Genomic DNA, 24,765 nt, shown 5'->3' on the forward strand with positions numbered 1-24,765 from the left:
TGGTCAGATTAAGGCTTTTTTCAAGCCCCCGCCTTTAGGCGTGGGGTTTCTGACTTAAGAGTGTCCAACATTCAGGGCAGACAAAAACCCATTGCCCTTCTTCTTCGTACTTTACCCGATAAAGAATCGGTGCAGTTTGACTGCACCGACCACAAAGTTTAACTCGAATTGAACGTGCCATCGCCCTTATGCAAACGCCGAAGCTTGAGGTTTGGCAAAAATCATCCTTCCTGCGGAAGTTTGCAAGGCACTGGTGACGACCACCCGGAGTTCTCCTCCCACATAATTCCTGCCTTCCTCAACGACAACCATTGTGCCATCATCGAGATAGCCAATGCCTTGAGTGGGTTCTTTGCCTTCTTTAAGAATTTTCAGGTCAATGTTATCACCAGGTAGGTACGTAGGACGAACAGCGTTCACCAAATCGTTGACATTTAATACAGGTACTTTTTGGACGCTAGCAACTTTAGATAAGTTGTAATCATTCGTTAGCAGTGTACCGTTGATTTCTTGAGCGAAACGTACTAGCTTAGCATCAACTGTGGCAATATCGTCATAGTCAATAGAGTTGATCAGGATGCGATCAGGGTAAGCTGCTTTGATCCGGTTGAGAATCTCTAGTCCTCGTCTTCCCCGAACCCGCTTTTGGTCTTTGCTCGCGTCTGCTACTTGTTGCAATTCTTGCAAGACAAATTGCGGCACGAGAATCTGCCCTTCTAGAAACCCAGTTTCTAGTAGTGTTTCGATGCGACCATCGATAATGCAGCTGGTATCTAAAACTTTGGTATTGGCAGGTTTGAGAGTTCCTTCCACGACCATTGTTTCCACGGTGTTGGGATTAAGCAGCCTTAATAATCCGCGTCCGTGGGCATCCGCTAAATTCATACCAGTGTATGACAGTATGATGCTACCAACAACTGCTACTAATGGTTTTATAAAACTAAAATCTGCTGGAATTGGTAGCAAGAATAACGGGGCAAGCATTAAGTTGGCTATCAATAGTCCAATCACCAATCCAATGGCACGAGTTAAAATAACTTCGAGTGGCAATTCTCGGACTTGAGCTTGCAAGCGACGATATCCTGTTTGAAAACTTAATCCAACTGCGCCCCCAAATATGGCGGCAAAAGCAGCAACTATCATGCGTAAAGCTTCCAGGTTAGAAACTCTAGCTAGTACCCCTGCGGGTAACAGATCTATGCTGTAGTAACCTGTTCCTGCTGCTGCCAGGACGAATGAGAAAATAATAATGGCATCAAGCATTGTTGTATTGTTTTCCTGGAACTGTGTTAACCGAGCAAGTAAAGTATTGTTTATTTCCTCGGTAAGATAGATTTAGGAAAGATTTATCGTCATACTAAGCCCTTAGTGTGACAACATCTGCAATCATTATAACCAAAGATTTTTATGCTTTATCTTTTTCAGGTTTTTGTTGTCAAACGATAAAAACATTTAAATAACACAGTAATTTTCATGAGTTTGTCATTCTGTAAATAATAATTGAAAACTTTATCAATATGATTCAAAAAGTTTCTGCTTTCGGTATTCCGAGTTCTGCTTATATTCATATTCCCTTTTGTAGAAGGCGATGTTTTTACTGTGATTTTCCTGTATCAGTTGTGGGCGATCGCTTGCGCGGTGAAACATCTGGCACTATCTCCCAATACGTTGATGTACTATGTCAAGAAATTGCCATCACGCCACCCCTCGGTCAACCCTTGACTACAATTTTCTTTGGTGGCGGCACTCCCTCTCTTCTGTCTACAGAACAGTTACAACGAATATTGGCAACGCTTGACAAACAGTTTGGTGTATGTCCTGAGGTAGAAATTTCAATGGAAATAGACCCAGGTACGTTTGATTCGGTACATCTACAAGGCTACCGCAGTGCAGGCGTAAATCGGATAAGTTTAGGTGTACAAGCGTTTCAAGAAAACTTATTGCAAGTTTGCGGGCGATCGCACTCCGTCTCTGATATATTCGCAGCTGTGGACTTGATTCGGCAGGTGAGGATTCCCGACTTCAGTTTAGACCTAATTTCAGGATTACCGCATCAAACTTTAGATAGGTGGCAGGAGTCTTTAGAAAAAGCAGTTGCGATCGCACCGACGCATATATCGATTTACGACCTCACCATTGAGCCTGGAACGGCTTTTGGTCGTTACTATAAACCTGGGGATCAACCTTTGCCGACAGATGAAACCACAGTCAAAATGTACCGAATGGCACAGCAAATTTTGACGAGTGCAGGTTATAAGCATTATGAAATTTCCAATTATGCACAGCCGGGACATCAGTGTCGCCATAATCGGGTTTACTGGGAAAATCGCCCTTATTACGGGTTTGGCATGGGCGCGGCGAGTTATGTAGAAGGGAAGCGGTTTAACCGTCCGCGTAAAACCAAGGAGTACTATCAGTGGGTGCAAGATGCTGCTGTGATTGATTGCGAAGTGACATCACCAGATGAAGTTTTGTTAGAAACTTTAATGTTGGGGTTGCGGTTGGCAGAAGGTGTGAGTTTGGGGGTTTTGGCGGAACAGTTTGGAGAGGAGAAGGTGGAGGAGATTCATCAGTGTTTGCAGCCGTATTATGAGAAAGGTTGGGTGGAAGTTGTGCAAGAAAGGTTGCGGTTGACTGATCCCGATGGATTTTTGTTTTCTAATGTGGTGTTGGCGGGGTTGTTTAAGGAGTTGGGGGAATAAACCGCAGAGGACAAGAGAGGGCGCAGAGTAATGGTAGGGTGTGTTAGCGAGAGCTAACGCACCAATTTACATAACTACACTTGTTGCTGTTCAAGGTATTGATGAAGTTTCTTGGGATCAAGGGGAGTTTTGAGTAACACCCAGTTCAAATAAACTACGAGAATTTGGTATTTGAGGAATTTACTTGTACGCTTTCTGTTGGGATCACTTAATAGCTTTTCAATGAGAATTCCTAGGGTGATTTCAGCAGAAGTTTGGATGACCCACAAAATAATGGCGTTCATGTATCTCGTCCTCGTTTTGTATCTTTACCCTTCCAGGTTCGTAAACAGGTGTCAGAGAACGAGTCGGCGCAAGGACTGTGGGATGTCAGACTGAGGTAAGTCTTTGTCAGAGTTAAGTCAGACTTTGAAATGGGGTAGCTAGAATTAGCATAAGTGATGCTGATAATCTATGGCAGGACGGGTAGGGCGATCGCTCCAAGTAACTCCACAAGGAAAAGATAAAGCACAAAAAGCGCTGACTGATAGGTGCTTGACTCAGAATGAGCTAGCCAAAGAGTTAGGTTTCTCGCGTGAGACAGTCAGCAAATTCTTTCGAGGTCTGCCAGTTGACCGACAATATTTTGTGAAGATTTGCGAGGAGTTGGGGCTGGAGTGGGATGAGATTGTTGCTAAATCTGCCAGTCAACCAGCACAGGAGAAGAAACAACAGGATAGCGCCTCAGATATTGATGTACTGGTGCGGGAGGTATCCTTTCTCCAGGTATCTCCGGACAAAATCATACAAGTAGAACGAGCTTTGGAAACAATTTCTTCGGTAATCCAGGCAAAACAGGCTCTTGAACGGGAAATTCGTGAATGTGAAGAGCGTGAACGTGAGGCTGATGAACAGGCAAAGCGTGAAGGCAAGACTTACACAAAACAAAACTGCCAGAAATTTCTCCCTCAGGTAAAGAAAACGGGACTACTAGCAAATGATATGAAGTTAACTATCGAACCAATCAAGCATTTTTTTGAAAGCGAGCCAGTTGAGCGTGATGGCTTTATTAATATCTGCTTACAGCTAAAGTTGGATTGGCGGAAGATTCTAGATATTGACTTGTTGAGGGTGCTTGCCGAAGTTGTGCCGCCAGTGCGAGCGCAGCGCTACAACAAAATCCAAGACCAATGTGGAACCCTGCGGATATTGGATGTTGCCCGACCCATTGAGCTAGATGACCTTTATGTTGATGTCAATATCTTGGATAAACCAATTAGCTACATACGCTTAGAGCTTTGTGACCTACCGCAAGTTTATAACCATAAGACAGATGAATTTGATCGCTTAGGCTTAGGCAAAGTGCATCAGCCACGAGTACCAGGAATGAAGGCAGTAGAAAGGCACTCTAAGCTCATGGTGCTGGGCAAACCAGGCTCAGGTAAAAGTACCTTTTTGCAACATATAGCGATTCAGTGTAATCAAGGTGTCTTCCAAGCAGAGCGAATCCCGATTTTTATCCCACTGAAAACTTTTGCTGAAGATGCGAAAGACACGAGAAACTTCAGCCTATTACACTACATCAGCCAAGAATTTGAAAGTTGTGGTGTTGCGGAGGCATCGGTAACAGAGAAGATACTAATTCACGGTAGAGCCCTGATTTTGCTTGATGGCTTGGACGAAGTGTCAGAAAAAAATGACGAGGAAGTCGTCAGGCAAATTCGCAGATTTGCTGAAAAGTATTTCAAAAATCAGTTTATTATCACCTGTCGAATTGCTGCCCAGAAATATAGATTTCAGAAATTCACATATGTTGAAGTGGCAGACTTTAACGATGAGCAAGTTGAAGCTTTTGCTAAAAAGTGGTTTGCAGCAGTTGCCAAGAATAACCAGCAGGAGAGGGAAGCTACAACAAGACGCTTTATTGGGAAGCTTAATCTGCCAGAAAATCAGCAAATCCGAGAATTAGCAGTCACACCAATATTGCTAAATCTGACTTGTTTAGTGTTTCAAGCTAAAGGTGAATTTCCGTCGAGACGCTCAAAGCTGTATGAGCAAGGACTGGACATTCTGCTTGTAAGATGGGATGAATCCCGGGGGATTAAACGGGATGAAGTTTATCGCAAGTTGTCTTTAGAACACAAGATAGAGCTTCTAACTCAGCTAGCAGCAATCTCTTTTGAGAAAAGCCGTTACTTTTTTGAACAAGATGAAGTTGAGCACTGTATTGCTGACTATCTCCACACTTTACCTAATGCCCAAACAGAACCTATAGCATTGCAACGGGATAGTAAGGCGATGCTGAAAGCAATTGAAACGCAACATGGGTTACTGGTGGAGAGGGCGCGAGAAATTTTCTCTTTCTCTCATCTAACGTTTCAAGAGTATTTCACTGCCTTAGCAGTTGTTAAAAGTTTTGAGTCAGAGAATTTGGAAAAGTCGGTCAGTCGCATGAGCAGGAAAAGTTGGCGTGAAGTATTTTTGCTGGCGTTAGGGATGGTGCAGAATACTGATGAACTGCTACTGTCAATCAAGCAAAAAATTGATATCTTAATAGCTTCAGATATTAAACTGCAGCAGTTCCTGATTTGGATAAATAAGAAAAAAATTTCATTTAATGTCCCCTATAAACAAGCAGCCGTTCGCACTTTTTATTTTGATATTGCTCTTGGTAATTTTAACTATGAAAAAAATACATATATTAACAACTCTCTACTTAAAACTATAGATATTACCCTGAATAATGATATTTGTAACGCAATTAACAATCATAAAAATAGTTATCTTTTTATTATTAATTATGATTTTGAGATTGACATTAATCTTAACCGTGCTGTTAATATCGCCAGCACGTACTTAGACCAGAATTTTTTATATATGTGTGAGCTACAATATTGTCTTTGGTGTGTCTTTGAGAATATTTTAGATTCTGAACTTAAGCAATTAATTAAACAGCTAATCAATACTCTACCTAAGAAAATGAGCGAAATATCAGAGTGGTGGAACGCTAATGGTCAATCTTGGACAAAGCAGCTAAGGAATATTATGGTTCAGCATCGTAATATTAGTCATGATTGGCAATTTAGCGACCAGCAAAAAAAAATACTTCAACAATATTACGATGCTAATACATTGCTAATATAATGTATGAACAACAGTAAAATGTCTCCCGAATTGCGACAGGAGATGGAAAATACTTTATTATTACCCATCGCCGAAATTGAGAAGCGTCAGCAACGGTTTTTGTAGCGTATGAAGAGATGATTGCTCTGTGAAATTCAAAGGCGATTTATTCGTTACAGATTTTGCTAAAAAAAGATAATTTTAAAGATAAACAAAAATGTATCAAAGGTCTAAAGAATTACGTGAAGTGATGAAACAAGCAGACGCACTCACACCCGATGAGCAATTGCGTCTCATTGCCCACCTAACACAAAAATTACGAAATTGCGAAATTAAACGCAAGCCACGCCGCAAAGTAACTGAATTTGCTGGAATAGCACCCAATCTACTTGGAGGGATGGATGCTCAAGAATACGTCACACGCATGAGGCGTGGAGAGTTCCCTGATTTAGAAATTGCAGAAAAGCAATTAAGGAAAGAGGAGTGAACGTTACAGAAAGCTTACAGGGTGTGACGCGCCTGTTTTTGGACACCGCACCAGTTATTTACTACGTCGAACGAAACCCACAATATTTTGCATCTGCTAGCGTGGTATTTGATCATATTTGAAATGGTGTGTTAATGGGAGTTATTTCACCCGTTACTTTTGCTGAATGTTTAGTTCAGCCTTACCGTTTAGGACAAACGGAATTACAGCAACATTTCATTCAGTTGATGACTGACACTGAAAACATAGAGTTTTTGCCAATTGATGACGAAACTTTAGCAATAGATGCTGCTCAAATCAGAGCCAAATACAACTTACAATTACCTGATGCCTTTCAGATTGCCGTAGCTTTAGCAGCAGGCTGTGACGCGTTTTTAACAAATGATGTCACTTTTAGGCGCGTTACAGAATTACGTATTGTGGTGCTAGATGAATTGGAAGTTGCTCAATAAGCAAGAATTTTCAAATTAGTTTAAAGTGGTGCGTTACACTGCGTTAACGCACCCTACAGGTAAATAACTCGTAACTCTTTACGGCACAACCAACACTGGACAAGGAGAAAGGTTAATCACACGAGTGGTAACGCTTTCCGTTGCCCCTTCATCAGTTAAGCCTAGTCCCCGACAACCCATGACGATTAAATCTGCCCCTATCTCATCTGCAACATCGCAGATGGTGAAAGCAGGTTTGCCTTGCCGTTCAATGGATTCGGCTGGAATGCCTTGTCCAGAAAACAGAGATTTGGCTGTTTCTAGTAGTTGCGCAACTACCTCTGGTGAGGACATTGCATCTCCGGTGGGCGAGTCTGCAACAGGTTCCTCAACCACACTCAGTAGCACCAAGCGACTACCGTACTTTTGCACGATATTGACAACCACATCGGCTGCTTCTCGCGCTTCCCGGCTTTGATCAATTGGAAATAGAACTGTTTTAAACATTCTGATTCACCTCCGCCCCCCTGACTCGGTAAAATCTGGATGGATCTACTTAAAAAACATAACAAAAAGGCAATCAGGAGGTTTGTGCCGTGCCAAAGAAAACTTTAGCAAATTTATCTGCAGAAGACTTGTCTGGTAAACGCGCTCTGGTACGAGTTGATTTTAACGTACCTGTGGATGATGCCGGCAACATTACAGATGATACTCGCATCCGTGCTGCTCTGCCGACCATACAGGATTTGACGCAGAAGGGAGCTAAGGTGATTCTAGTAAGCCATTTCGGGCGTCCTAAGGGTGTAGATGACAAATTGCGCCTAACCCCGGTTGCCAAGCGTTTATCTGAGTTGTTGGGACAAGAAGTTGTTAAAACTGACGACTCTATCGGTGATGAAGTTTCCGCTAAGGTGGGAGCTTTACAAAACGGACAAGTGCTGTTATTGGAAAACGTCCGTTTCTATAAGGAGGAGGAGAAAAACGACCCAGAATTTGCTAAAAAACTGGCAGCAAATGCTGATTTGTACGTAAATGATGCTTTTGGTACCGCACACCGCGCTCACGCTTCTACCGAAGGCGTGACTAAATACCTGAGTCCCTCGGTTGGTGGATATTTGATTGAAAAAGAATTGCAGTACCTGCAAAGCGCGATCGAAAATCCTCAACGTCCTCTGGCAGCGATTATCGGTGGTTCCAAAGTTTCCAGTAAAATTGGCGTGATTGAAACGCTTCTGGAAAAGTGCGACAAACTGATCATCGGCGGTGGAATGATTTTCACCTTCTTTAAGGCACGTGGTTTGAATGTCGGTAAGTCACTGGTTGAAGAGGACAAGCTAGAACTGGCAAAGTCTTTGGAAGCAAAGGCAAAAGAACGCGGTGTTGACTTGCTGCTTCCCACGGATGTGGTTGTCGCTGATAATTTTGCCCCTGATGCCAATTCTCAAACCGTCAGTGTGGAAAACATTCCCGACGGTTGGATGGGTTTGGATATCGGTCCTGACTCGGTGAAATTTTTCCAACAAGCCCTTGCTGACACCAAAACGGTCATTTGGAACGGTCCAATGGGCGTGTTTGAGTTTGATAAGTTTGCTGCAGGTACGGAAGCGATCGCCCGCACTCTCGCCGACATCAGCAAAACAGGTGCTACCACCATCATCGGTGGTGGTGACTCTGTGGCGGCTGTGGAAAAAGTTGGTTTAGCCGACCAAATGAGCCACATCTCCACTGGTGGTGGCGCTAGCTTGGAGTTACTTGAAGGTAAGGAATTACCTGGTATCGTCGCGCTAGATGAAGCATAAAAGCTCATAGGTAAAACCAATGTAGAGACGTAGCATACTGTGGAGACGTGCCATGGCACGTCTCTACACAAATAGGGAGAAAATTGTGGAACCTAAATGGCTGGAATGGACGCAGAAATTACAAGCGATCGCCCAAAATGGTTTAACTTTTTCCAAAGATCCTTTTGATATAGAACGCTACAAAGCGCTACAGGCGATCGCCGCTGAAATTATGGCGACTTACTCGAACGTCGAACACAGCTTTATCCTCGATTTATTCGCCCAAGAAGTGGGATACGCAACACCTAAAGTTGACGTGCGGGGAGCAGTGTTTCGTGACAATAAAATATTGTTAGTGAAGGAAAGAGAAGATGGCTGCTGGACTTTACCAGGCGGATGGGCTGATGTTGGCGACTCACCCAGTGAAGTAGCTGTTAAAGAAGTGTATGAAGAATCTGGTTATCAAACACGCGCTGTAAAACTGCTCGCTGTCTATGACAGGGATAGACAGGGACATCCACCTCATCCGCATTACATCTACAAGCTCTTTTTTCTGTGCGAACTTGTCAGTGGTTCCCCATCGCCAAGTATAGAGACGGAGGAAGTGGAGTTCTTTGCTGAAGATGCAATTCCGAAACTGTCCCTTGGGCGTGTGACGCCAGCTCAAATCACCCGACTTTTCCAGCATCACCGCCTTCCAGATTTGCCTACAGACTTCGATTAGGTTGTTACGGTGCAACGAAGTCCCACGGGACAGCTAAAAAATATTATCAAAGCGGGTTTGAGAAAGATATTTTCATCTGATTCAACCCTTTCTTAAAAAAACTTCAATCATCTGAGCTATCAGCTACACCTTAAAAGAAACTCAATATGTCTTTAGAAATAGGTATGAAATATTACTTTAGAGTGAAAAAAATTTCCAAGAAATTCTGCATACTTTAGATATTCCTCTTCAGTCACAGGGTGTTGTCCTCTTCTTCGGTACAGGGTGTATTTAACTCTTCAGTACAGGGTGTATTTAACTTTTGTTATAGGGTGTATTTAACTCTTCAGTACAGGGTGTATTTAACTTTTGTTACAGGGTGTACCTATCATATCTTTTTCTAAATTAATACCTAAATTAATAGGTGGGGCTCTGTAGCCTGCTTTCGGGTAGCGTACCGCAGGCATCGCCTTAACGCCTCGCGAAAGTCCCCAGCTTCAAGGTACTCAATCGCTGGGGATGAATAGCGGGAAATTGTGAAAACTTCTCTGTCCTGTTTGAACTGCGTTCAAACAGGATAGAGTTGCATTTGAACAATTTCCAATTTATTCTGTAGGCACTTCCTGAGATTGGATGTATTGCTTGATTCTTTCAATCGGCGCACCACCAGTTGATGCAACATAATAAGAACTAGACCACAGCACTGATTGTTTATATATAGTTGATAAATGCTGTGAAAATTCTTTTTGAATAATTCTGCTAGACGCTGATTTCAAGCTTCCAACAAGCACAGAAAGATTGTTATCAGGATGAAAATCTATCAGCAAGTGAATATGGTCTGGTTCTCCTGAAAACTCAATCAGTCGGCACTTAGTTTTGATACATACGTTTGCAAATATTTCCCGTAACCGTTCCAATATTGGGGCGGTTATTGCTTTGCGGCGATATTTAGTTACAAAGACAAAATGTAGGTGAACAGAAAAAACTGAATGAGAACCTTTCCTTGCAACCACTTGATAAGCCCCCATATCAATGATAATATCAGTATAGCAATTACAATTCAGGAGGTAAATAAAACAGTGGCAACAAGGCGTATGACGTTCCGACTATACCCAAATAAGCAGATAGAGCAGTCTTTGCGGTATCACCGGAAACTTCACAAGGACTTGTACAATGCTGCTGTAAACAATAGGTTTACTCAATATCAAAAGTTCAATCATTCTGTTGGCTATATGGAACAACAGAACTGCTTACCAGCGTTCAAAGAAGTTTGGATTGAGTACAAAGACATCAACTCTCAAGTTTTGCAAGCAACATTGAAACGTGTTGATTTTGCGTTTGAACGCTGGAAAAAAGGATTAGGAAAACGCCCGAAATTCAAGTCTATCCTTACCTATTCAGGTTGGACGTACCCAGCGAAAACTGGCTACTCCATTGAGTCTGATGGCGAAAACGGATATTTGAATTTGTCTAAAATTGGGCGTATTCAAATGCGCGGTCAAGCAAAATATTGGGGAACTCCCACTACTTGCACCATCGTCTATCGCAACGCGAAGTGGTATGCATCTATAACCGTTGATGTTTTAGACCAGGCGCTAAAACCAGATATATTGCCCGTCGGTGCTATTGGTATTGATTTGGGCTGTCAATCAGCATTGTCAATTACTGATGGCGAAAATCATCAACACTCTTGTGCTCCTAAGTTTTTGCGAAGTGCTGAATGTCAAATAAAGGCAGCTTCTAAAAGCAAAAGACGCAAACAAGCGCCAAATAGAAAAAAGAAAGTGAAGGCTTCTAGGAGATGGAAAAAAGCCCAGTCCAAGGTTAGTAAACTCATTAGAAAAGTTGCCAACCAAAGGCAGAATTGGGTTCATCAGGTAACAGCAGAAATAGTCAGCAGTCATAGCTTCGTTGCTACCGAAAAACTAGAAGTCAAGAACATGACAAGCATTGCTAAGAAAGGTAAGCGAAACAAGCAAAAAGCGGGTTTGAATAAATCAATACTTGACGTAGGTTTTGGAATGCTACGCAGTACCATCAAATACAAAGTAGAACAGATTGGTGGTGTATTTGTAGAAGTCCCAACACGACAAGTAAAACCCAGTCAAACCTGCCCCAAGTGTGGACACCAGCACAAGAAAACACTCGATATTAGAATTCACGAGTGTGGTGTTTGTGGGTATGTCCAAGATAGGGACATTGCGGCTGCCGAGGTAATGCTTTATTGGGCAAAAGGAACTCTACCGGGGTTTGGAACAAGCCGCGCTAACGCGCCGCTTCGCTAACGTAGATGCAGAGTCGCCTAGCTCTACTTCATGCACCCGCAAAACTGCTGGAAGCATGAAGCAACTAGGGGCGAAGAAGCGTCAAAAATCTACTCTTACTGGGCTGGATGTAGAAACCCGCCCTTCTACGAAGTAAGGGCGGGTAGTTCATATAGGTCACAATGAAAATCACTGAAAAAGAATCACAATAATACAGCAATCCTAAATTATTTGTGAACAACAAGATTCCCGACTTCTTAAAGAAGTCGGGAATCTGAGTAACCGATAATTGAGTTTTCAATTATCGGTTACAAATTATGCTGTTTGTTTCACCGCTCCTTGCCCAAAAAATTTCGGAGGTTCGGCGAGGGTGTAAACTTGGGTTTCTTGTGCGATCGCCTTGCGCAAATGCAATGGCAGATGCAGCATACCCAAAAGGGTGGTACCGTCTAACATACGAAACCCACCGCTCGTTTTCTCCTGCAACAGCTGATTAATGGTTTCTGGCTCGGGTCGGGTATCAATCTTTGCCTCTGAAGCTACAGCAAATCCCCAGGGTCTGCCATAGGTAGAGGTGTAGCTGCTGTAGGACTGAACATTGGGAAAAACCGCATTCAGGGTTCGTACCAAGCGAGCATGGAGCGTTAACTCCCCTGGTGACACAGGACCTGCTTGGATAACAACGAATCCTTGAGGTGATAACACCCGACGGATTTTCTCAAAGTATTCCTTAGTAAACAGCGCAAACGACGGACCTGACTCGATAGGGTCGGAGAGGTCGGAAATGACAACATCCCACCGCTCGTCAGTTGTATCTAAAAAGTCGAGTGCATCTGCAATCACGACTTCCAGACGCGAGTCATCAAAAGCATTTTGATGCATTTCGCCCAGGTGTTGCCGACAAGCTTCCACCACTTCGCCATCAATGTCAATCATCACCACTTTTTCCACGGTTTGCCAACGCAGCACTTCGCGTGCTGTGGCTCCCTCACCACCACCAAGAATCAACACCTTACGGGGTGTTCCATGAAAAATCAGGGCTGGGTGAACCAGAGGCTCGTGGTATAAAAATTCATCGCCTGTGCATGACTGCCACTTGCCATCTAAAACCAAAGCTTTGCCGTAAGTACCAGTTTCTACAATGTACATTTCTTGGTAAGCGGTTTTCTTGTGAGCAAGAACCCCCGTAACTCCATGAGAGTAAATATCCCAAGGAGTGATGTATTCGCTCATCCAAAAATCTGCACCCACATTGCTACCAGACATACAATAACTCCCTCTATTCGTCAACGTTCGCTAGTTGCAGTCGCCAGAAATAGGCTTTCTTCCAGTTTCTTTTGGACTTGAGGTGAAAGCTTACCTCTAGGAAGTGTCATCAGTACGTGTTTGCTAGCTTGAAAAGTTTGCAGGAGGTATTTGCAAGCTTTTTCCGGTTCTGTATGTTCACCGCAAGTAAAAATGTCTACTGCGATGTAGCCATATTCTGGCCATGTATGTATTGAAATATGAGATTCGGCTAGCAGTGCAAGAGCCGTTACCCCATAGGGTTCAAAGTGGTGTGATACCTCGTTCAACAAAGTAGACTTCGCTACCTTAGCCGCTTCCTGTAAAGCCTGTTTAATGAAAACAGGATTGTTCAGTAGATGTGTTGGACAGTCGTAAAGTTCGAGAATACAGTGACTACCAACAGGAACCAAAGGTGTGTCCCCCACCGGGTAAGATTGCATTTCCAATTTTTCCACCCTAAAAACACAGAAGACTACAGAAAATTAACCTCTGGGATTAATGCACGCTTTGCTACTTCTTGACTTTCAAGTTAGCCATTGTACTTAAGAGGTTGTTATGCAGTTATGCACAGAAGTGCAATTGTCGCACATTGGAAGCAATTTTGTGTATATTATTTTCTTATAATTTTTGTTGTTCCAAAGTTTTCTGCTTATATTTCTTGATTAGTTATTATTAACACCAGTATTTTGTCAATCTACTAAGGATAGCATTCAGATTCTTGCTAGCCCACACTTTTTTTTAGTGAGCTAGATCCATCAGCCGAGATGGTGGAGATTGCCTCAATGCGTTTACTCCAAGAAGGACTCAAAGATAAGACAAAGCTAATGTCTTGCTTTTTGACACTCCCCGGTCGCGCATACGCGGGGATTCTAGGCTCAACGTCAAAACTTGTTCAACCAGGGACACTAATTGTGTACTGAGAAAAAAGTGGCGATTTTGAATTTTGTATTGCTTATGATGGTGTCGCTGTAGGCGTGGGTGTGGATGTAGGTGTAGGTGTAGGTGTAGGTGTAGGGGTAGGCGTAGGCGATGCTGTTGGTGTCGGTGTAGGAGTTTCTGTAGGAGTTGGTGTGGATGTGGGTGTAATAGTTTCTGTAGGAGTTGGTGTGGATGTGGGTGTAATAGTTTCTGTAGGAGTTGGTGTGAATGTAGGTGTAATAGTTTCTGTAGGAGTTGGTGTAGGCGACGGTGGTGGAGCAGGATTTTCTGCTGTGATTGAGAGTGTATAGTTTGATGTTTTTGACCCCGTAGAAACAACGACGTATTCATAAAATCCACTTTCTGGAAGTTTAACGGATAAGCTACGTTGTGTTGAATCTTCCAAAAATCGCACTTTTCCACTGGGGGAATACACGGAAAGCAAAATTTTAGAATTTCCATTGAGCTTGACTTTCATCAATTGTTCTTCGTCAAGTTCGGCGATAAAAACTTTACCTTCTCCTGGTTTAAGAGTACCAGTCACTCTGGTACTAATTGCCCCTTGGTCAAAAACTATTTTTTTGAAAGCGCTGCCCGCAAGGATGGCATTGAGTTTGTCGCTGATAAATCCGTGCCAGATTTGTCCAATAGGCTGATCGATAAAATTCTTGCCGCGCTGTTCAGGAAATTGCTGGAAAAATGCCGCATCTCCTAAATCATACAAAGAACGGCTACCAACGTTGACTTGGTTAACTTCCACTTTAGCGCGATCGCGTTCTGCTTGCGTAAAACTACCCAGTTGTTTACGTGCCTTTGAACTCAGTACCGTCACCTTTTCCAGCAATTCGCCTGCGATGCTATCCCATTCTGCCCGCAGTTGTGCATCTTCCGGCTTATCTGTCAAAGTGCGGTTGCGTAAACTCGGATTTCTATCCCAAAAGACTTGATTGACCAAGCTAATGAAGAATTTCTCGTTAATACCTAAGTATTGACGCCGATTATCTAATATGCGCTTGCGTTGTTGTTCTTCTGGAGGAAGTTTTGGATCGTTAGACGAGATTATGGGTGAAGATGAGTCAAGCAATTGAGCTGCTCCCCACATACCCACACCAATAGCAGTAGCCATCACCACTGCTATCACAATGATTTTACCAGGTGTCCACCAGCTTCTGGAGGGAGTCGGGGGAGTAGGGGGAGTGGGGGGAGTGGGGGGAGTGGAAGGAGTGGGGGAAGTGGGCGAAGATGGAGGAGATGGGGCTACGGCTAGAGTTTGTTCTGTTTGCGGTGGTGGCGGTATTGGAGGGGGAAGAGTCTGCTGTGGTGGAGGATAGCCCACAGGCGACGGGATCAGTGCTTGTAAGACTTGATGAGCGCTTTGGTAGCGGTGTGCTGGTGTTGGCGATAGCATTTTATCCAACATCATCCCGAAAGTTGGACTCAAGTTAACTTCCCGTCGCCATTGCCAGGTGAGGGTATAATTATCTATAAGTTCTTGAGGCTGTTTGCCTGTCAGTAAAACGAGTACCGTTGCTGCTAAAGCATACAAATCGCTATGAGGCTCAACTAACCCGGTTTGCATTTGTTCTGGGGGAGAGTAACCTGCTTTACCTAATAACGTTGGAAGTGGGGAAGCAGCAGCACCGGGTTGATAATATTGCGAAACGACTGTTGCAGCAACTTGTTTGACACCCCCAAAATCAATTAACACTGGCATACCCCCATCAATCTCACGCCAGTTCAGAGCCTCGCTCCGCGAGGAGCTTACGCTAACGGCGGAAGCCGCCGCTCTGCCTGTCTCGCCTTGATAAGGAGGGACTTGGGGGGTGCGTAAAATTAAGTTTTCAGGAGAGATATCGCGGTGAATCACTCCTATAGAATGGATATACTCCAAAACAGGGAGAATTTGTTGCAATAGCAGACGTACTTCTGCCTCTGTGAACAGCAAACCTTGCTGTTTTCTAGCATCTAATAAAGAGCGGTAAGTTTCCCCTTGTACATAATCTTGCACCAGAAATAAATATTCTTTACCAGCCAAGTTCATGCGGAAAAGTTCCCGAAAGCGAGGAATTTGGGGATGTTGCAGCTTGTAGAGAACGCTGGCTTCTCGCTGAAACAGTTCTTCAGCTTTTTGGAGAACATAAGGCGTTTGAACTTGAGGGGAGAATTCCTTTAAAACACAAAGTTCGCGGAAGCGGTTAATATCCTCAGCTAAATATGTACGTCCAAAACCTCCTTGTCCCAGTTGACGCAAAATAAGATAGCGATCGCCCCAAAGGGGCGGGCGCTCTGCGCCATCGCCCAAAGTTTGCCCGCCTTGAATACCTTGATTCACCGGGTTCTCCAAGTTTTCGCCGCAATGTAGACAAAAGCGACTACCAGTTGGATTTTCATGTCCTTTGGAGCAATAATTAGTCATCAGTCATTAGTCATTAGTCATTAGTCATTAGTTCTCCCTCATCTCCCTCATCTCCCTCATCTCCCTCATCTCCCTCATCTCCCTCATCTCCCTCACTCCCTCACTCCCTCACTCCCTCACTCCCTCACTCCTCCTACTCCTAGTTGCCATCTAGTTTACTCACTTGCTCGGCAGCAAGTGCATACCATATTTGACCAAATGTTTGTTTATCCAGTTTCTCATCCTCACGTCGCTGTCCCGGAAACAATCTATCAAATTTTTTGTTTGTGTCTCTGTTGAGCTGCTCAATAGTATAGTTACCAAATTGTCCTGCTTGTGCTTGACGTCTCCACTTGTCGTAATCTCGCGCACTGTAGTTCCCCAGGTTGCGACGCGCTGAGGTGCTCAGATTAGCCCGTTCTAAGTTATTCAACAAGTCGTCGGCGATCGCGTACCATTGGTTTCGTAAAGCGGTGTCTTCTGAATTACCTGTAAGAGCTCGTCCTTTAGCGTCAGGATTTTTAGTATAAAAAATTTTATCTACCGTTTGTATAAAAAATACTTGTGGAATTTCTAGCTGCTGACGGCGACGGATAATTTGGTTGCTGCGATTTGTTTCTTTGCTAACAGTTGGTTTTTCCGGAGAATCTGAGCCTCCTGGAATTTTAGGTAATGATATTGTTGGTATAGAAATAGATGATACAGTTTGAACAACGACATTTACTATCGCCCAAGTCCCAGCCAAAGTTAAAACAATGACGCTTGTACTGACAAGACTGAAAGCAAAAGGACGCAGCCAAATCGGTAAAGGCAGCGCTTGAGCAACCATTTGAGTTTTATTATGAAGCTTGCCGACAACGGTATTGACATGTTTTCGCCCAGGAGCAACGACCATTGTTTTAAGCTTTGTCATATAAGTATTTACAGGTTTGGCATTTACAGGTTTGGTATTTACAGGTTTGGCATTTACAGGTTTGGTATTTACAGGTTTGGTATTTACAGGTTCGGCTGCAGGAATGTGAGACTGTAATTCTTTGAGAACGTCATCGGCTTTTTGATAGCGATCGCTTGGTTTATAAGCCAACATCTTTTTTAACACAGCTTCTAGTTTGGGGCTGACTTTGATTTCTTCTCCCCAACGCCAAGTTCCCTCAAAGCTGTCGTAGAGTTTTTGCGGTTCCTGTCCAGTTAACAACACCAGCGCCGTCACTGCTAAAGAATACAAATCGCTACTGGGAAATGCTTTTCCCTGCCGTAGTTGTTCTTCTGGTGCATATCCTTTTTTACCTAAAAGAGTACGAATTCCACCGAGTTGGGTAAACCAAAAACCCTGAGAGGCTGGCAATTGTTTTACACCACCAAAGTCAATCAGCACAGGTAAATTATCAGTATGCCGCAAAATCACATTATCAGCAGAAATATCGCGGTGAATGACATTGAGAAAGTGGATGTAAGACAAAACGGGCAACATCTGTTGCAGCAGTTTGACAACTTCCTCCTCACTAAAAGTTTGCCCCTGAGTTTTGCGGCTTTCTAATAAATCCCAGTAGTTCTCACCCTCCACATAGTCTTGCACTAAAAAGAAAAAATCTTTGTTGCTCAACTGTACTTGTAGTGAGGCGTGGAAACGTGGAATTTGAGGATGCTGAAGTTTTTTCAACACACTTGCTTCTCGTTCAAACAGTTCTTTAGCTTTTTCTAAATCTTGCTGTTCTTCAACTTGGGGTGCAAATTCCTTCAGCACGCACTGTAGTTGCGATTGATGTAAATCCTCCGCTAAATAAGTGCGTCCAAAGCCTCCTTGACCCAAATGACGTATAATCCGATACTTTTTATCGATAACTTGCCCTACTGCAAGAGGTAACGGCTCACCGCATTGAGTGCAAAAGCGGTTCTTCTCATTGTTTACGTGTTGTTTGCTGCAATAAACATCCATAGCGCTGAAGGATGAATAAAAAGTTTTTATTAAGTTGCTACAAAGTGGAAAGCCGCGATTACGCATATCTCGCCCTTTATCCTTATTATTTTGCCCTGCTTTTTTATGGGTGAGGGAGAACCTAATATTGCATTTTTATAGAATTGAAGAATAATCAAGATATTTTGACAATACTAGTATTTTTTTATACATAAAAATATCAATAATACTTTCCTTGTTTTTGCTTCAAGAAAAAAATTGGGAGATTTCTGGAAATACCTCTTGTTCATTTGAATAAAGTGTTAGAACTCAGTTCATCAATATCAATTTCTCAATAATGTTGAGAAGCTCCTCAATATTTATTGAACCTAGAAACAATAAAGTAAGACTTCTAAAAAATTACTTTAATAAAAATTTATAAAAAGCCAAATAGATGAACTGAGTTTGATATTTAAAAAAAAGAAAAGAGGTTTTCCAATGAGTGAGCGTGAAAAAATCGAATTAACGAAAGCAAAAGTTGAATTAACCAAAGCTTCTTATCCTATAGTATGCTTTGGATTAGCAGCCATAATAATGGTGGTGGCAACGGTAGCTTCAGCCATTCCAAATTCAAAATTAACTGGTGAGAAATGGGCTGCTATACTGGGAGTCGTGAGTAGTGCAATAACAGCAGGAGCAGGTATTGCTCAAGCACCCCGAAACAATGGAAATCAAGACGGAACTTCCTTTACAGCTCAAGAACACATCACCGTGCAAAACAAAAATGGTAAGGTGGACAAAGAAATAACAGTTGCTGAGGAATCTACTCGCAGCAATTAAATGAATATGTCTAGGTAACGATCGCACATTCTACGTCGCAATCCTCGCAAACAAGGAGAAAATAAAGAAAAATACTCAGAGTTTTGCAAATGAAGGCAGAAAAACAGCAGCGTGCAATTACGGCATTTCAAGACTTTTTAACTACACCCCTAGAAACACTACTACAACAGCATCTCAACACGGATACTTCAACAGTAGTGGCATTATTTCACCATATGGCTGCTACTGTACCCGCTTACAAAGATTTCTTAGCACATCATGGGGTAAATCCTGATCAATACCAAACCTTTGAGGATTTCCAAAGACTACCGCAACTCACCAAAGAAAATTACCTGCTACGTTATCCTTTAGCCCAATTGTGCCGTCACGGAGAGTTACAAACGTGCGACATGATAGCTGTTTCCTCTGGTTCCACAGGAAAACCCACATTTTGGCCGCGTTTTTTTGCAGATGAAATGCAAATTGCCACCCGTTTTGAGCAGGTATTTCATGACAGTTTTTATGCAGATACTAAACGTACTCTAGCTGTGATTTGTTTCAGTCTAGGAACCTGGGTAGGCGGAATGTACACCACCAATTGCTGTCGCTATCTTGGCAGCAAAGGTTATCCTATCACTGTAGTGACTCCTGGCAACAACAAAGAAGAAATCTTTCGAGTTGTTCAAGAACTTGGTTCGGGTTTTGAGCAGGTTGTGCTGTTAGGATATCCTCCGTTTCTTAAAGATATTATTGATACTGGAATTGCCCGTGGTATCGAGTGGCAGCAATATCAGATAAAGTTGGTCATGGCGGGAGAGGTATTTAGTGAAGAATGGCGCAGTTTGGTTGGTGAAAGAGTTGGTTCCCAACATTCCTGCTACGACTCAGTATCACTCTATGGTACAGCAGACGCTGGTGTATTGGGTAACGAAACCCCTTTAAGTATCTGTATTCGGCGATTTTTGGCAAATCACCCAGAGGCAGCGCGTGCCTTGTTCGGGGAATCTCGTTTACCCACACTAGTACAATATGATCCCGTAAGTCGCTTTTTTGAAGTGATAGACGGCACATTATTATTTTCTGGAGACAATGGCATTCCCCTAGTGCGATATAACATTTTAGATACTGGGGGGATAATTAGTTACGATGCCATGCTCGAGTTTTTGAGAAAATATAGTTTCGACCCAGTGGCAGAGTTACAAAATCAGGGTGGAAGAGGCGTTCGTCAGCTACCTTTCGTTTACGTTTTTGGACGCTCTAATTTTACAGTTTCCTACTTTGGAGCGAATATTTACCCAGAAAATGTGACAGTGGGATTAGAGCAACCAGTCATTAGAGAATGGGTGACGGGTAAGTTCGTGTTGCAAGTGCAGGAAGATGCAGACAAGAACCGATTTTTATCTGTGGTTGTGGAGTTAGCACCAGGAGTAGAGGAAAGTGAAGAGAAAAAGCAGGCGATCGCATCTTCCATTCTTACCCAACTCAAGCGCCTCAACAGCGAATTTGCGAACTACGTTCCCCCAGAATACCAAATGCCACAAGTTGCATTAGCGCCAACAGGCGATCCAGAATATTTCCCCGTTGGGGTGAAGCATCGCTATACCCGTAAATAGTGCGGTGCAGCAACTTTGCAATATTAGGATACTTTTAGCAAGAAAAGAAAAGACAATGGTGAGGGGCAAGCCTTAAAATCAATTCCAACCTTCAGGTCTTACTTTTCATCGGATGTGGAAAACCTCGCTTCCATTCCTCTCTCCTACGAGGAGAGAGGCTCTTACCTTAGCCCCTTCCCTACTAGGGAAGGAGGCTAGGGGGTTAGGTTTTTCGTGGATTTTTCCACATGGCGTGAAAAGTCAGCCTTGAGGTAGATACAAAAATTATCACCCAGATTATGGCATCTTCACCATAAGCGCTGAAGAAAACTAGGCTTGCCATAACAGAAAAACCTCACCATTATGTCATTACATTATGCGGCAGGCAAAAACTGATTCCTTCTTGGTCAAAGCAACTCTGCTCGTGACAAGCACCCTGACTATTATGGCAGGGGCAACGATCGCACCTTCACTACCTGCAATGCGCGAGCATTTTGCCAGTGTCGCAAATGTGGACTACTGGGTGAGGTTGGTCTTGACGTTTCCAGCGCTTTGCATTGCAATAGGCGCTCCTTTTGCAGGCGTAATCATTGACCGCTTTGGACGAAAACCATTGCTGAGCATAGCTGTGGTTGTGTATGGTTTGGCTGGTAGCTCAGGCTTTGTATTGAACTCCATAGGAATTCTTCTACTAGGACGGGCGTTGCTGGGCTTGAGTGTAGCGGGGATTATGACCACAGCCACAACTCTGATTGCTGACTATTACATTGGTGCAACCCGTGCCCAGTTTCTGGGATTCCAGGCAGCATTTATGGGTTTGGGGGGCGTGATTTTCCTCACTGTCGGCGGTTTTGTGGCAGATATATCTTGGCGGATGCCGTTTTTAATTTACCTGGTTGCTCTAGTGCTTTTGCCCTTTATCCTGCTTTTGCCAGAACCTAGCCGCACAGGTAATTCCTCTACTCAACTCAAAGATACACCACCAGAACCAAGTAATTTTCCGTGGGTGTTGCTAGTGCTCACCTACGGAATTGCTTTTGTGACACAGGTGGTGTTCTACATGATACCAGTACAATTACCTTTCTATCTGCAACAGTTGGGCAATGCTAATGCATCTCAGAGTGGATTAGCGATCGCCTTATGCACGCTCTTCAATTCTGCGACTGCTTTTGGATATCAGGGCATCAAAGCACGTCTGTCGTTCATTAATATTTACGCGATCGCCTTTTTGTTCATGGGCATTGGCTATATGATAATAGGCTTTGCTCCGGCATATGCAATCGTTCTTGTTGGGTTAGCAGTTGGTGGTTTTGGACTAGGACTGCTGCTGCCAAACTTGAATGTTTGTTTAACCTCCGTGATTCCTGCTGTCTCGCGGGGTCGAGTGTTGGGAGGATTGACAACCTGTTTTTTCCTCGGTCAGTTCGCTTCACCAATCATCAGTCAACCCTTAAGTCAATCGGTTGGTTTGGGTGCAGCTTATGGGTTAGCTGGGGGATTAATGCTGGTTTTGGCTGTCATTACCTTTGGCGTGATGACGCGGTGGAAGTGACACACTTCCCCACATCTAGAAAACCCCACCCCACTTTTAGCTACGCTAAAGTTCCCCTCCCCGCAAGCGGGGAGGGGTTAGGGGTGGGTTTTATGAGTCGATAATTTGCCGGACATCATCATTACCTGTTTTGATAAGCTTTTGGAGTCATTCCCGTGAATTGGCGAAAGTGCTTGGTAAAGTGGCTTTGGTTCGCAAAACCACATTCAAGGGAAATATCAGAAATCGCCGTCTCCCGATGCTTTAACAACATCTTTGCCCGTTCTATCCGTTGCTGAAGTACATACTGATATGGCGTTACACCCATTGACTGTTTGAACAAACGCACAAAGTAATACCGACTCATGCCCAGTAATTCGGCAAGGTCAGCCAGTTGAATGTCCTGTTCTAGATGAGCGTTGATATACTCAATGGCTAGTTTTAGCTTATACTTTGGTAAACCGTCTCTGTACTCTTGAATAGTTTGCGTCAATGTGCAGTAGTTTCGTAACAGATGAACAGATAGCGTAGTCGTCAGCCCATCAACATAAAGCCGACTACCCAAGCCATTGGATTCCAATTCTGACTTTAACAATAGTGAGATTTGGTGAATCACTGGATCGGGTTTGGCAAAGTGAGGAATGAGTTCGACGCGATCGCCATCCACAGACTCATGGGCGATACGAGCGATGTGGGTAGGCTCAAGCATCAGTGCGATGCAATCAATTTCCCGATCCCACCTTCCCCTAGTTGCCACATGTGCTGGAGTGATCACAATTTCTCCATAACCAAGCTGCTCATTTTGCTTACGTCCGTCCAGCACTCGCTCCATTTTAATTCGATGCCTGAGCGAATTTGCAAATTGATGAATAGCGATAACGTGCTGAGTAGTGCAAAACTCACGGTTCTCCCAAGCAGGCTGTTGATGATATTCAACGTAAATCCCATTCCACTTTGATTGGTAACTTGTAAGCACAGGTGGACGAGGGAAAACCTGTAAAGCCGCACCTTCCTTGGTAAAGTCAACTGTTAACGGTTTTTCTTGTAGCATTGCGTTTACCTCTGGCGATAAGCTTTAGCTGTCACTCCTGTGAATTGTCGAAAGTGCTTGGTAAAATGGCTTTGGTTAGCAAAACCGCATTCAAGCGCAATATCAGAAATCGCCCTTTCCCATTGCTTCAACAACACCTTTGCTCGTTCTACCCGTTGCTGAAGTACATACTGATATGGCGTTACACCCATTGATTGTTTGAACAAACGCACAAAGTAATACCGACTCATGTCCAGTAATTCGGCAAGGTCAGCAAGTTGGATATCCTGTTCGATATGAGCGTTGATATACTCAAGTGCTTGTTGTAATTTGTACCTGGGTAGACCGTCTTCATATTGCCGAATGTTACGCTTGGAGGTCGAGTATTGTCTGAGCAAGTGTACTGCTAGAGCAGTTGCCAACGACTCCGCGTAAAGACGACCACACAAACCTTCAGTTTGAAGCTCACACAGCAGTGCTTGTCCAATATGTTCGATAAAAGGGTCACGGGCTTTGAAGATGGGTAGGAGTTCTATTCGCTCTGGATTATGACTTGCTGAATCAGCAATGACTCGTTTGATAAACCACGGCTCAAAAAAAACATTGAAGATATGACATTCACTGTCCCAGTATTGAGACTGTGGAACATAGGCAGGATTTAGCGTAATATCGTTTTTTTCGTGTACATCCTCATGCCTCTTCCCATCCTTAATTTGCTTTAGGGTATGAATTGTGTTCCCTAGGCTGAGCGTAAGAATGTCTATCTCAAAGCTTGTTTCATCAAATCCATATGGTTGATGATGGTGAAGATTACATTGGAATCCTTGCCATCGTTGACCACTACTTAGAACAATGTGTCCACCAGGAATGACATCTTCAACGTTGACTGGTGTAGATAAGTTTTCTGTAAAAGTTTTTTTATCAAACATCATTATCTATTTTGATAAGCTTTTGGAGTCATTCCCGTGAATTGTCGAAAGTGTTTGGTAAAGTGACTTTGATTTGCAAAACCGCATTCAAGCGCAATATCGGAAATCGCCCTCTCTCGTTGTTTCAACAACATCTTTGCCCGTTCTATCCGTTGCTGAAGTACATACTGATATGGCGTTACACCCATTGATTGTTTGAACAAACGTACAAAGTAATATCGACTCATGCCTAATTCGTTGGCGATCGCTTCCAATGAAACATTTTCTGCTAAATATTCTTGGATGTAGGCGATCGCCCGTTTCAGTTTGTGCTTAGGTAAACCATCTGAATACTCTTGCAGAGTGTGTTTTCGATCTGAATAATGCCGCAATAAATGAGCCGCCAAAAACGTGGCGGCTGTCTCAGCGTAAAGGCGACTACCCAATCTATCTGATTGAAGTTCTGTTTTGAGTGCTAATCCAATTTGGTATATTAACTTATCGCATTTATTGGGAAAATGAGGGACGAGTTCAACTCTATCTGGATCAACGGACTCAAAAGCGATACGAGCGAAAAACGCAGGATTAAAAATCAGATTAATACCATCGTGTGCTTTGTCCTCATAACACCAGTAAGAGATAGCAGGTGGAACAACTATAATATGACCCGCTTCAACAACGTCCTGCTGAAAGCGTCCATCTATACGATGTTCTGAGACAAATCCAGGTGAAACATCTGTAAAGATGTGAATGGTGGGCTGCTGCATAGAAAACTCTGGTGTCTCTCCAGCACAACTGTGGACATATTGGAAGTGAATACTGTTCCAATCAGCATCGTCACTTGAGAGAAGAGATTTTTGATCAAGAACTTTCAATAACTCATCTGTGGTTGCGTCAATTTTCAAGTATTTCTCTTCAGGCATG

23 protein-coding genes are annotated in these 24,765 nt (G+C 43.3%); 11 read left to right on the top strand and 12 right to left on the bottom strand.

Annotated features, from left to right (window positions below; translation table 11 throughout):
* Window positions 1-34: 34 nt before the first annotated feature.
* Together ACM0OZ_RS17155 and ACM0OZ_RS17160 are read right to left on the bottom strand one after the other, a co-directional pair.
* Window positions 35-181 carry a hypothetical protein gene (locus ACM0OZ_RS17155; protein WP_414584034.1) on the bottom strand — a complete coding sequence of 49 codons (147 nt, stop codon included), beginning with the start codon at window positions 179-181 and terminating at the stop codon, window positions 35-37.
* A gap of 5 nt (window positions 182-186) precedes the next feature.
* Window positions 187-1,263: a PIN/TRAM domain-containing protein gene (locus ACM0OZ_RS17160; protein ID WP_073635345.1), complete on the bottom strand. Its 1,077-nt coding sequence runs from the start codon at window positions 1,261-1,263 to the stop codon at window positions 187-189.
* Window positions 1,264-1,517: 254 nt separating this feature from the next.
* On the opposite strand from ACM0OZ_RS17160, the gene hemW reads away from it, so the two are divergent.
* Window positions 1,518-2,702 carry a radical SAM family heme chaperone HemW gene (hemW, locus tag ACM0OZ_RS17165; protein WP_414584035.1) on the top strand — a complete coding sequence of 395 codons (1,185 nt, stop codon included), beginning with the start codon at window positions 1,518-1,520 and terminating at the stop codon, window positions 2,700-2,702.
* Window positions 2,703-2,776: 74 nt separating this feature from the next.
* Here hemW and ACM0OZ_RS17170 read toward each other — a convergent pair whose 3' ends face one another.
* Window positions 2,777-2,986 carry a hypothetical protein gene (locus ACM0OZ_RS17170; RefSeq protein ID WP_414584036.1) on the bottom strand — a complete coding sequence of 70 codons (210 nt, stop codon included), beginning with the start codon at window positions 2,984-2,986 and terminating at the stop codon, window positions 2,777-2,779.
* Between the two features lie 169 nt (window positions 2,987-3,155).
* Here ACM0OZ_RS17170 and ACM0OZ_RS17175 point away from each other — a divergent pair, with 169 nt between their 5' ends.
* The 4 genes from ACM0OZ_RS17175 to ACM0OZ_RS17190 all read left to right on the top strand — a co-directional run bounded on the left by ACM0OZ_RS17175 (window position 3,156) and on the right by ACM0OZ_RS17190 (window position 6,743).
* Window positions 3,156-5,825, top strand: a complete 2,670-nt coding sequence (locus ACM0OZ_RS17175) for an NACHT C-terminal helical domain 2-containing protein (RefSeq protein ID WP_414584037.1) — start codon at window positions 3,156-3,158, stop codon at window positions 5,823-5,825.
* 196 nt (window positions 5,826-6,021) lie between these two features.
* Window positions 6,022-6,291 (top strand): hypothetical protein, encoded by a 270-nt coding sequence (locus ACM0OZ_RS17180; RefSeq protein WP_414584038.1) that lies wholly within the window; start codon window positions 6,022-6,024, stop codon window positions 6,289-6,291.
* Complete coding sequence (locus ACM0OZ_RS17185; protein ID WP_414584039.1) at window positions 6,288-6,413, top strand: hypothetical protein; 126 nt, start codon at window positions 6,288-6,290, stop codon at window positions 6,411-6,413. Before ACM0OZ_RS17180 ends, ACM0OZ_RS17185 begins: the two co-directional genes overlap by 4 nt.
* Before the next feature lie 12 nt (window positions 6,414-6,425).
* Window positions 6,426-6,743, top strand: coding sequence for a type II toxin-antitoxin system VapC family toxin (locus tag ACM0OZ_RS17190; protein WP_414584040.1), 318 nt, complete (start codon window positions 6,426-6,428; stop codon window positions 6,741-6,743).
* A 78-nt stretch (window positions 6,744-6,821) separates the two neighbouring features.
* Here the strand turns inward: ACM0OZ_RS17190 and ACM0OZ_RS17195 are convergent, their stop codons facing one another.
* Window positions 6,822-7,229, bottom strand: a complete 408-nt coding sequence (locus ACM0OZ_RS17195; protein ID WP_414584041.1) for a universal stress protein — start codon at window positions 7,227-7,229, stop codon at window positions 6,822-6,824.
* A gap of 89 nt (window positions 7,230-7,318) precedes the next feature.
* On the opposite strand from ACM0OZ_RS17195, the gene ACM0OZ_RS17200 reads away from it, so the two are divergent.
* Together ACM0OZ_RS17200 and ACM0OZ_RS17205 are read left to right on the top strand one after the other, a co-directional pair.
* Window positions 7,319-8,521 carry a phosphoglycerate kinase gene (locus ACM0OZ_RS17200; protein WP_414584042.1) on the top strand — a complete coding sequence of 401 codons (1,203 nt, stop codon included), beginning with the start codon at window positions 7,319-7,321 and terminating at the stop codon, window positions 8,519-8,521.
* Window positions 8,522-8,606: 85 nt separating this feature from the next.
* A complete protein-coding gene (locus ACM0OZ_RS17205) occupies window positions 8,607-9,224 on the top strand; it encodes an NUDIX hydrolase (RefSeq protein WP_414584115.1) in 618 nt (205 codons plus the stop codon).
* A gap of 584 nt (window positions 9,225-9,808) precedes the next feature.
* On the opposite strand, the gene tnpA is transcribed toward ACM0OZ_RS17205, so the two are convergent.
* Window positions 9,809-10,216, bottom strand: a complete 408-nt coding sequence (tnpA, locus tag ACM0OZ_RS17210) for an IS200/IS605 family transposase (RefSeq protein WP_414584043.1) — start codon at window positions 10,214-10,216, stop codon at window positions 9,809-9,811.
* 66 nt (window positions 10,217-10,282) lie between these two features.
* Between tnpA and ACM0OZ_RS17215 the strand changes: the two genes are divergently transcribed.
* Window positions 10,283-11,488 (top strand): RNA-guided endonuclease InsQ/TnpB family protein, encoded by a 1,206-nt coding sequence (locus tag ACM0OZ_RS17215; RefSeq protein ID WP_414584044.1) that lies wholly within the window; start codon window positions 10,283-10,285, stop codon window positions 11,486-11,488.
* Between the two features lie 294 nt (window positions 11,489-11,782).
* On the opposite strand, the gene ACM0OZ_RS17220 is transcribed toward ACM0OZ_RS17215, so the two are convergent.
* From ACM0OZ_RS17220 to ACM0OZ_RS17235, 4 genes are all read right to left on the bottom strand, one after another.
* On the bottom strand, window positions 11,783-12,733 hold the full coding sequence (locus tag ACM0OZ_RS17220) for a fused MFS/spermidine synthase (protein ID WP_414584045.1): 951 nt from the start codon (window positions 12,731-12,733) through the stop codon (window positions 11,783-11,785).
* A gap of 20 nt (window positions 12,734-12,753) precedes the next feature.
* Complete coding sequence (gene speD, locus ACM0OZ_RS17225; protein ID WP_414584046.1) at window positions 12,754-13,194, bottom strand: adenosylmethionine decarboxylase; 441 nt, start codon at window positions 13,192-13,194, stop codon at window positions 12,754-12,756.
* 512 nt (window positions 13,195-13,706) lie between these two features.
* Window positions 13,707-16,088 (bottom strand): protein kinase domain-containing protein, encoded by a 2,382-nt coding sequence (locus ACM0OZ_RS17230; protein ID WP_414584047.1) that lies wholly within the window; start codon window positions 16,086-16,088, stop codon window positions 13,707-13,709.
* Between the two features lie 139 nt (window positions 16,089-16,227).
* Window positions 16,228-18,003, bottom strand: coding sequence for a protein kinase domain-containing protein (locus ACM0OZ_RS17235; protein WP_414584048.1), 1,776 nt, complete (start codon window positions 18,001-18,003; stop codon window positions 16,228-16,230).
* A gap of 456 nt (window positions 18,004-18,459) precedes the next feature.
* Here ACM0OZ_RS17235 and ACM0OZ_RS17240 point away from each other — a divergent pair, with 456 nt between their 5' ends.
* The 3 genes from ACM0OZ_RS17240 to ACM0OZ_RS17250 all read left to right on the top strand — a co-directional run bounded on the left by ACM0OZ_RS17240 (window position 18,460) and on the right by ACM0OZ_RS17250 (window position 21,924).
* Window positions 18,460-18,801 (top strand): hypothetical protein, encoded by a 342-nt coding sequence (locus ACM0OZ_RS17240; protein ID WP_414584049.1) that lies wholly within the window; start codon window positions 18,460-18,462, stop codon window positions 18,799-18,801.
* Between the two features lie 89 nt (window positions 18,802-18,890).
* On the top strand, window positions 18,891-20,393 hold the full coding sequence (locus ACM0OZ_RS17245) for a phenylacetate--CoA ligase family protein (RefSeq protein ID WP_414584050.1): 1,503 nt from the start codon (window positions 18,891-18,893) through the stop codon (window positions 20,391-20,393).
* A 355-nt stretch (window positions 20,394-20,748) separates the two neighbouring features.
* On the top strand, window positions 20,749-21,924 hold the full coding sequence (locus ACM0OZ_RS17250) for an MFS transporter (RefSeq protein WP_414584051.1): 1,176 nt from the start codon (window positions 20,749-20,751) through the stop codon (window positions 21,922-21,924).
* Window positions 21,925-22,045: 121 nt separating this feature from the next.
* On the opposite strand, the gene ACM0OZ_RS17255 is transcribed toward ACM0OZ_RS17250, so the two are convergent.
* Genes ACM0OZ_RS17255 through ACM0OZ_RS17265 form a run of 3 tightly spaced genes read right to left on the bottom strand, consistent with a single transcriptional unit; the run spans window position 22,046 to window position 24,764 of the window.
* Window positions 22,046-22,954 (bottom strand): helix-turn-helix domain-containing protein, encoded by a 909-nt coding sequence (locus ACM0OZ_RS17255; protein WP_414584052.1) that lies wholly within the window; start codon window positions 22,952-22,954, stop codon window positions 22,046-22,048.
* A gap of 5 nt (window positions 22,955-22,959) precedes the next feature.
* Complete coding sequence (locus tag ACM0OZ_RS17260; protein WP_414584053.1) at window positions 22,960-23,865, bottom strand: helix-turn-helix domain-containing protein; 906 nt, start codon at window positions 23,863-23,865, stop codon at window positions 22,960-22,962.
* Window positions 23,865-24,764: a helix-turn-helix domain-containing protein gene (locus tag ACM0OZ_RS17265; RefSeq protein WP_414584054.1), complete on the bottom strand. Its 900-nt coding sequence runs from the start codon at window positions 24,762-24,764 to the stop codon at window positions 23,865-23,867. The genes ACM0OZ_RS17260 and ACM0OZ_RS17265 overlap by 1 nt, the downstream gene beginning before the upstream one ends.
* Window position 24,765: the final 1 nt, after the last annotated feature.

The sequence above is a fragment of the Scytonema sp. PCC 10023 genome (assembly GCF_963920835.1).
In the GTDB taxonomy this organism is placed as follows: domain Bacteria; phylum Cyanobacteriota; class Cyanobacteriia; order Cyanobacteriales; family Nostocaceae; genus Kalymmatonema.

Bases quoted from the DNA above. Each gene is read 5' to 3' on its own strand.
- ACM0OZ_RS17155 (WP_414584034.1), bottom strand. From the start codon at position 181: ATGGCACGTTCAATTCGAGTTAAACTTTGTGGTCGGTGCAGTCAAACT.
- ACM0OZ_RS17160 (WP_073635345.1), bottom strand. From the start codon at position 1,263: ATGCTTGATGCCATTATTATTTTCTCATTCGTCCTGGCAGCAGCAGGA.
- hemW (WP_414584035.1), top strand. From the start codon at position 1,518: ATGATTCAAAAAGTTTCTGCTTTCGGTATTCCGAGTTCTGCTTATATT.
- ACM0OZ_RS17170 (WP_414584036.1), bottom strand. From the start codon at position 2,986: ATGAACGCCATTATTTTGTGGGTCATCCAAACTTCTGCTGAAATCACC.
- ACM0OZ_RS17175 (WP_414584037.1), top strand. From the start codon at position 3,156: ATGGCAGGACGGGTAGGGCGATCGCTCCAAGTAACTCCACAAGGAAAA.
- ACM0OZ_RS17180 (WP_414584038.1), top strand. From the start codon at position 6,022: ATGTATCAAAGGTCTAAAGAATTACGTGAAGTGATGAAACAAGCAGAC.
- ACM0OZ_RS17190 (WP_414584040.1), top strand. From the start codon at position 6,426: ATGGGAGTTATTTCACCCGTTACTTTTGCTGAATGTTTAGTTCAGCCT.
- ACM0OZ_RS17195 (WP_414584041.1), bottom strand. From the start codon at position 7,229: ATGTTTAAAACAGTTCTATTTCCAATTGATCAAAGCCGGGAAGCGCGA.
- ACM0OZ_RS17220 (WP_414584045.1), bottom strand. From the start codon at position 12,733: ATGTCTGGTAGCAATGTGGGTGCAGATTTTTGGATGAGCGAATACATC.
- speD (WP_414584046.1), bottom strand. From the start codon at position 13,194: ATGCAATCTTACCCGGTGGGGGACACACCTTTGGTTCCTGTTGGTAGT.
- ACM0OZ_RS17230 (WP_414584047.1), bottom strand. From the start codon at position 16,088: ATGACTAATTATTGCTCCAAAGGACATGAAAATCCAACTGGTAGTCGC.
- ACM0OZ_RS17235 (WP_414584048.1), bottom strand. From the start codon at position 18,003: ATGGATGTTTATTGCAGCAAACAACACGTAAACAATGAGAAGAACCGC.
- ACM0OZ_RS17240 (WP_414584049.1), top strand. From the start codon at position 18,460: ATGAGTGAGCGTGAAAAAATCGAATTAACGAAAGCAAAAGTTGAATTA.
- ACM0OZ_RS17245 (WP_414584050.1), top strand. From the start codon at position 18,891: ATGAAGGCAGAAAAACAGCAGCGTGCAATTACGGCATTTCAAGACTTT.
- ACM0OZ_RS17250 (WP_414584051.1), top strand. From the start codon at position 20,749: ATGCGGCAGGCAAAAACTGATTCCTTCTTGGTCAAAGCAACTCTGCTC.
- ACM0OZ_RS17255 (WP_414584052.1), bottom strand. From the start codon at position 22,954: ATGCTACAAGAAAAACCGTTAACAGTTGACTTTACCAAGGAAGGTGCG.
- ACM0OZ_RS17260 (WP_414584053.1), bottom strand. From the start codon at position 23,865: ATGATGTTTGATAAAAAAACTTTTACAGAAAACTTATCTACACCAGTC.
- ACM0OZ_RS17265 (WP_414584054.1), bottom strand. From the start codon at position 24,764: ATGCCTGAAGAGAAATACTTGAAAATTGACGCAACCACAGATGAGTTA.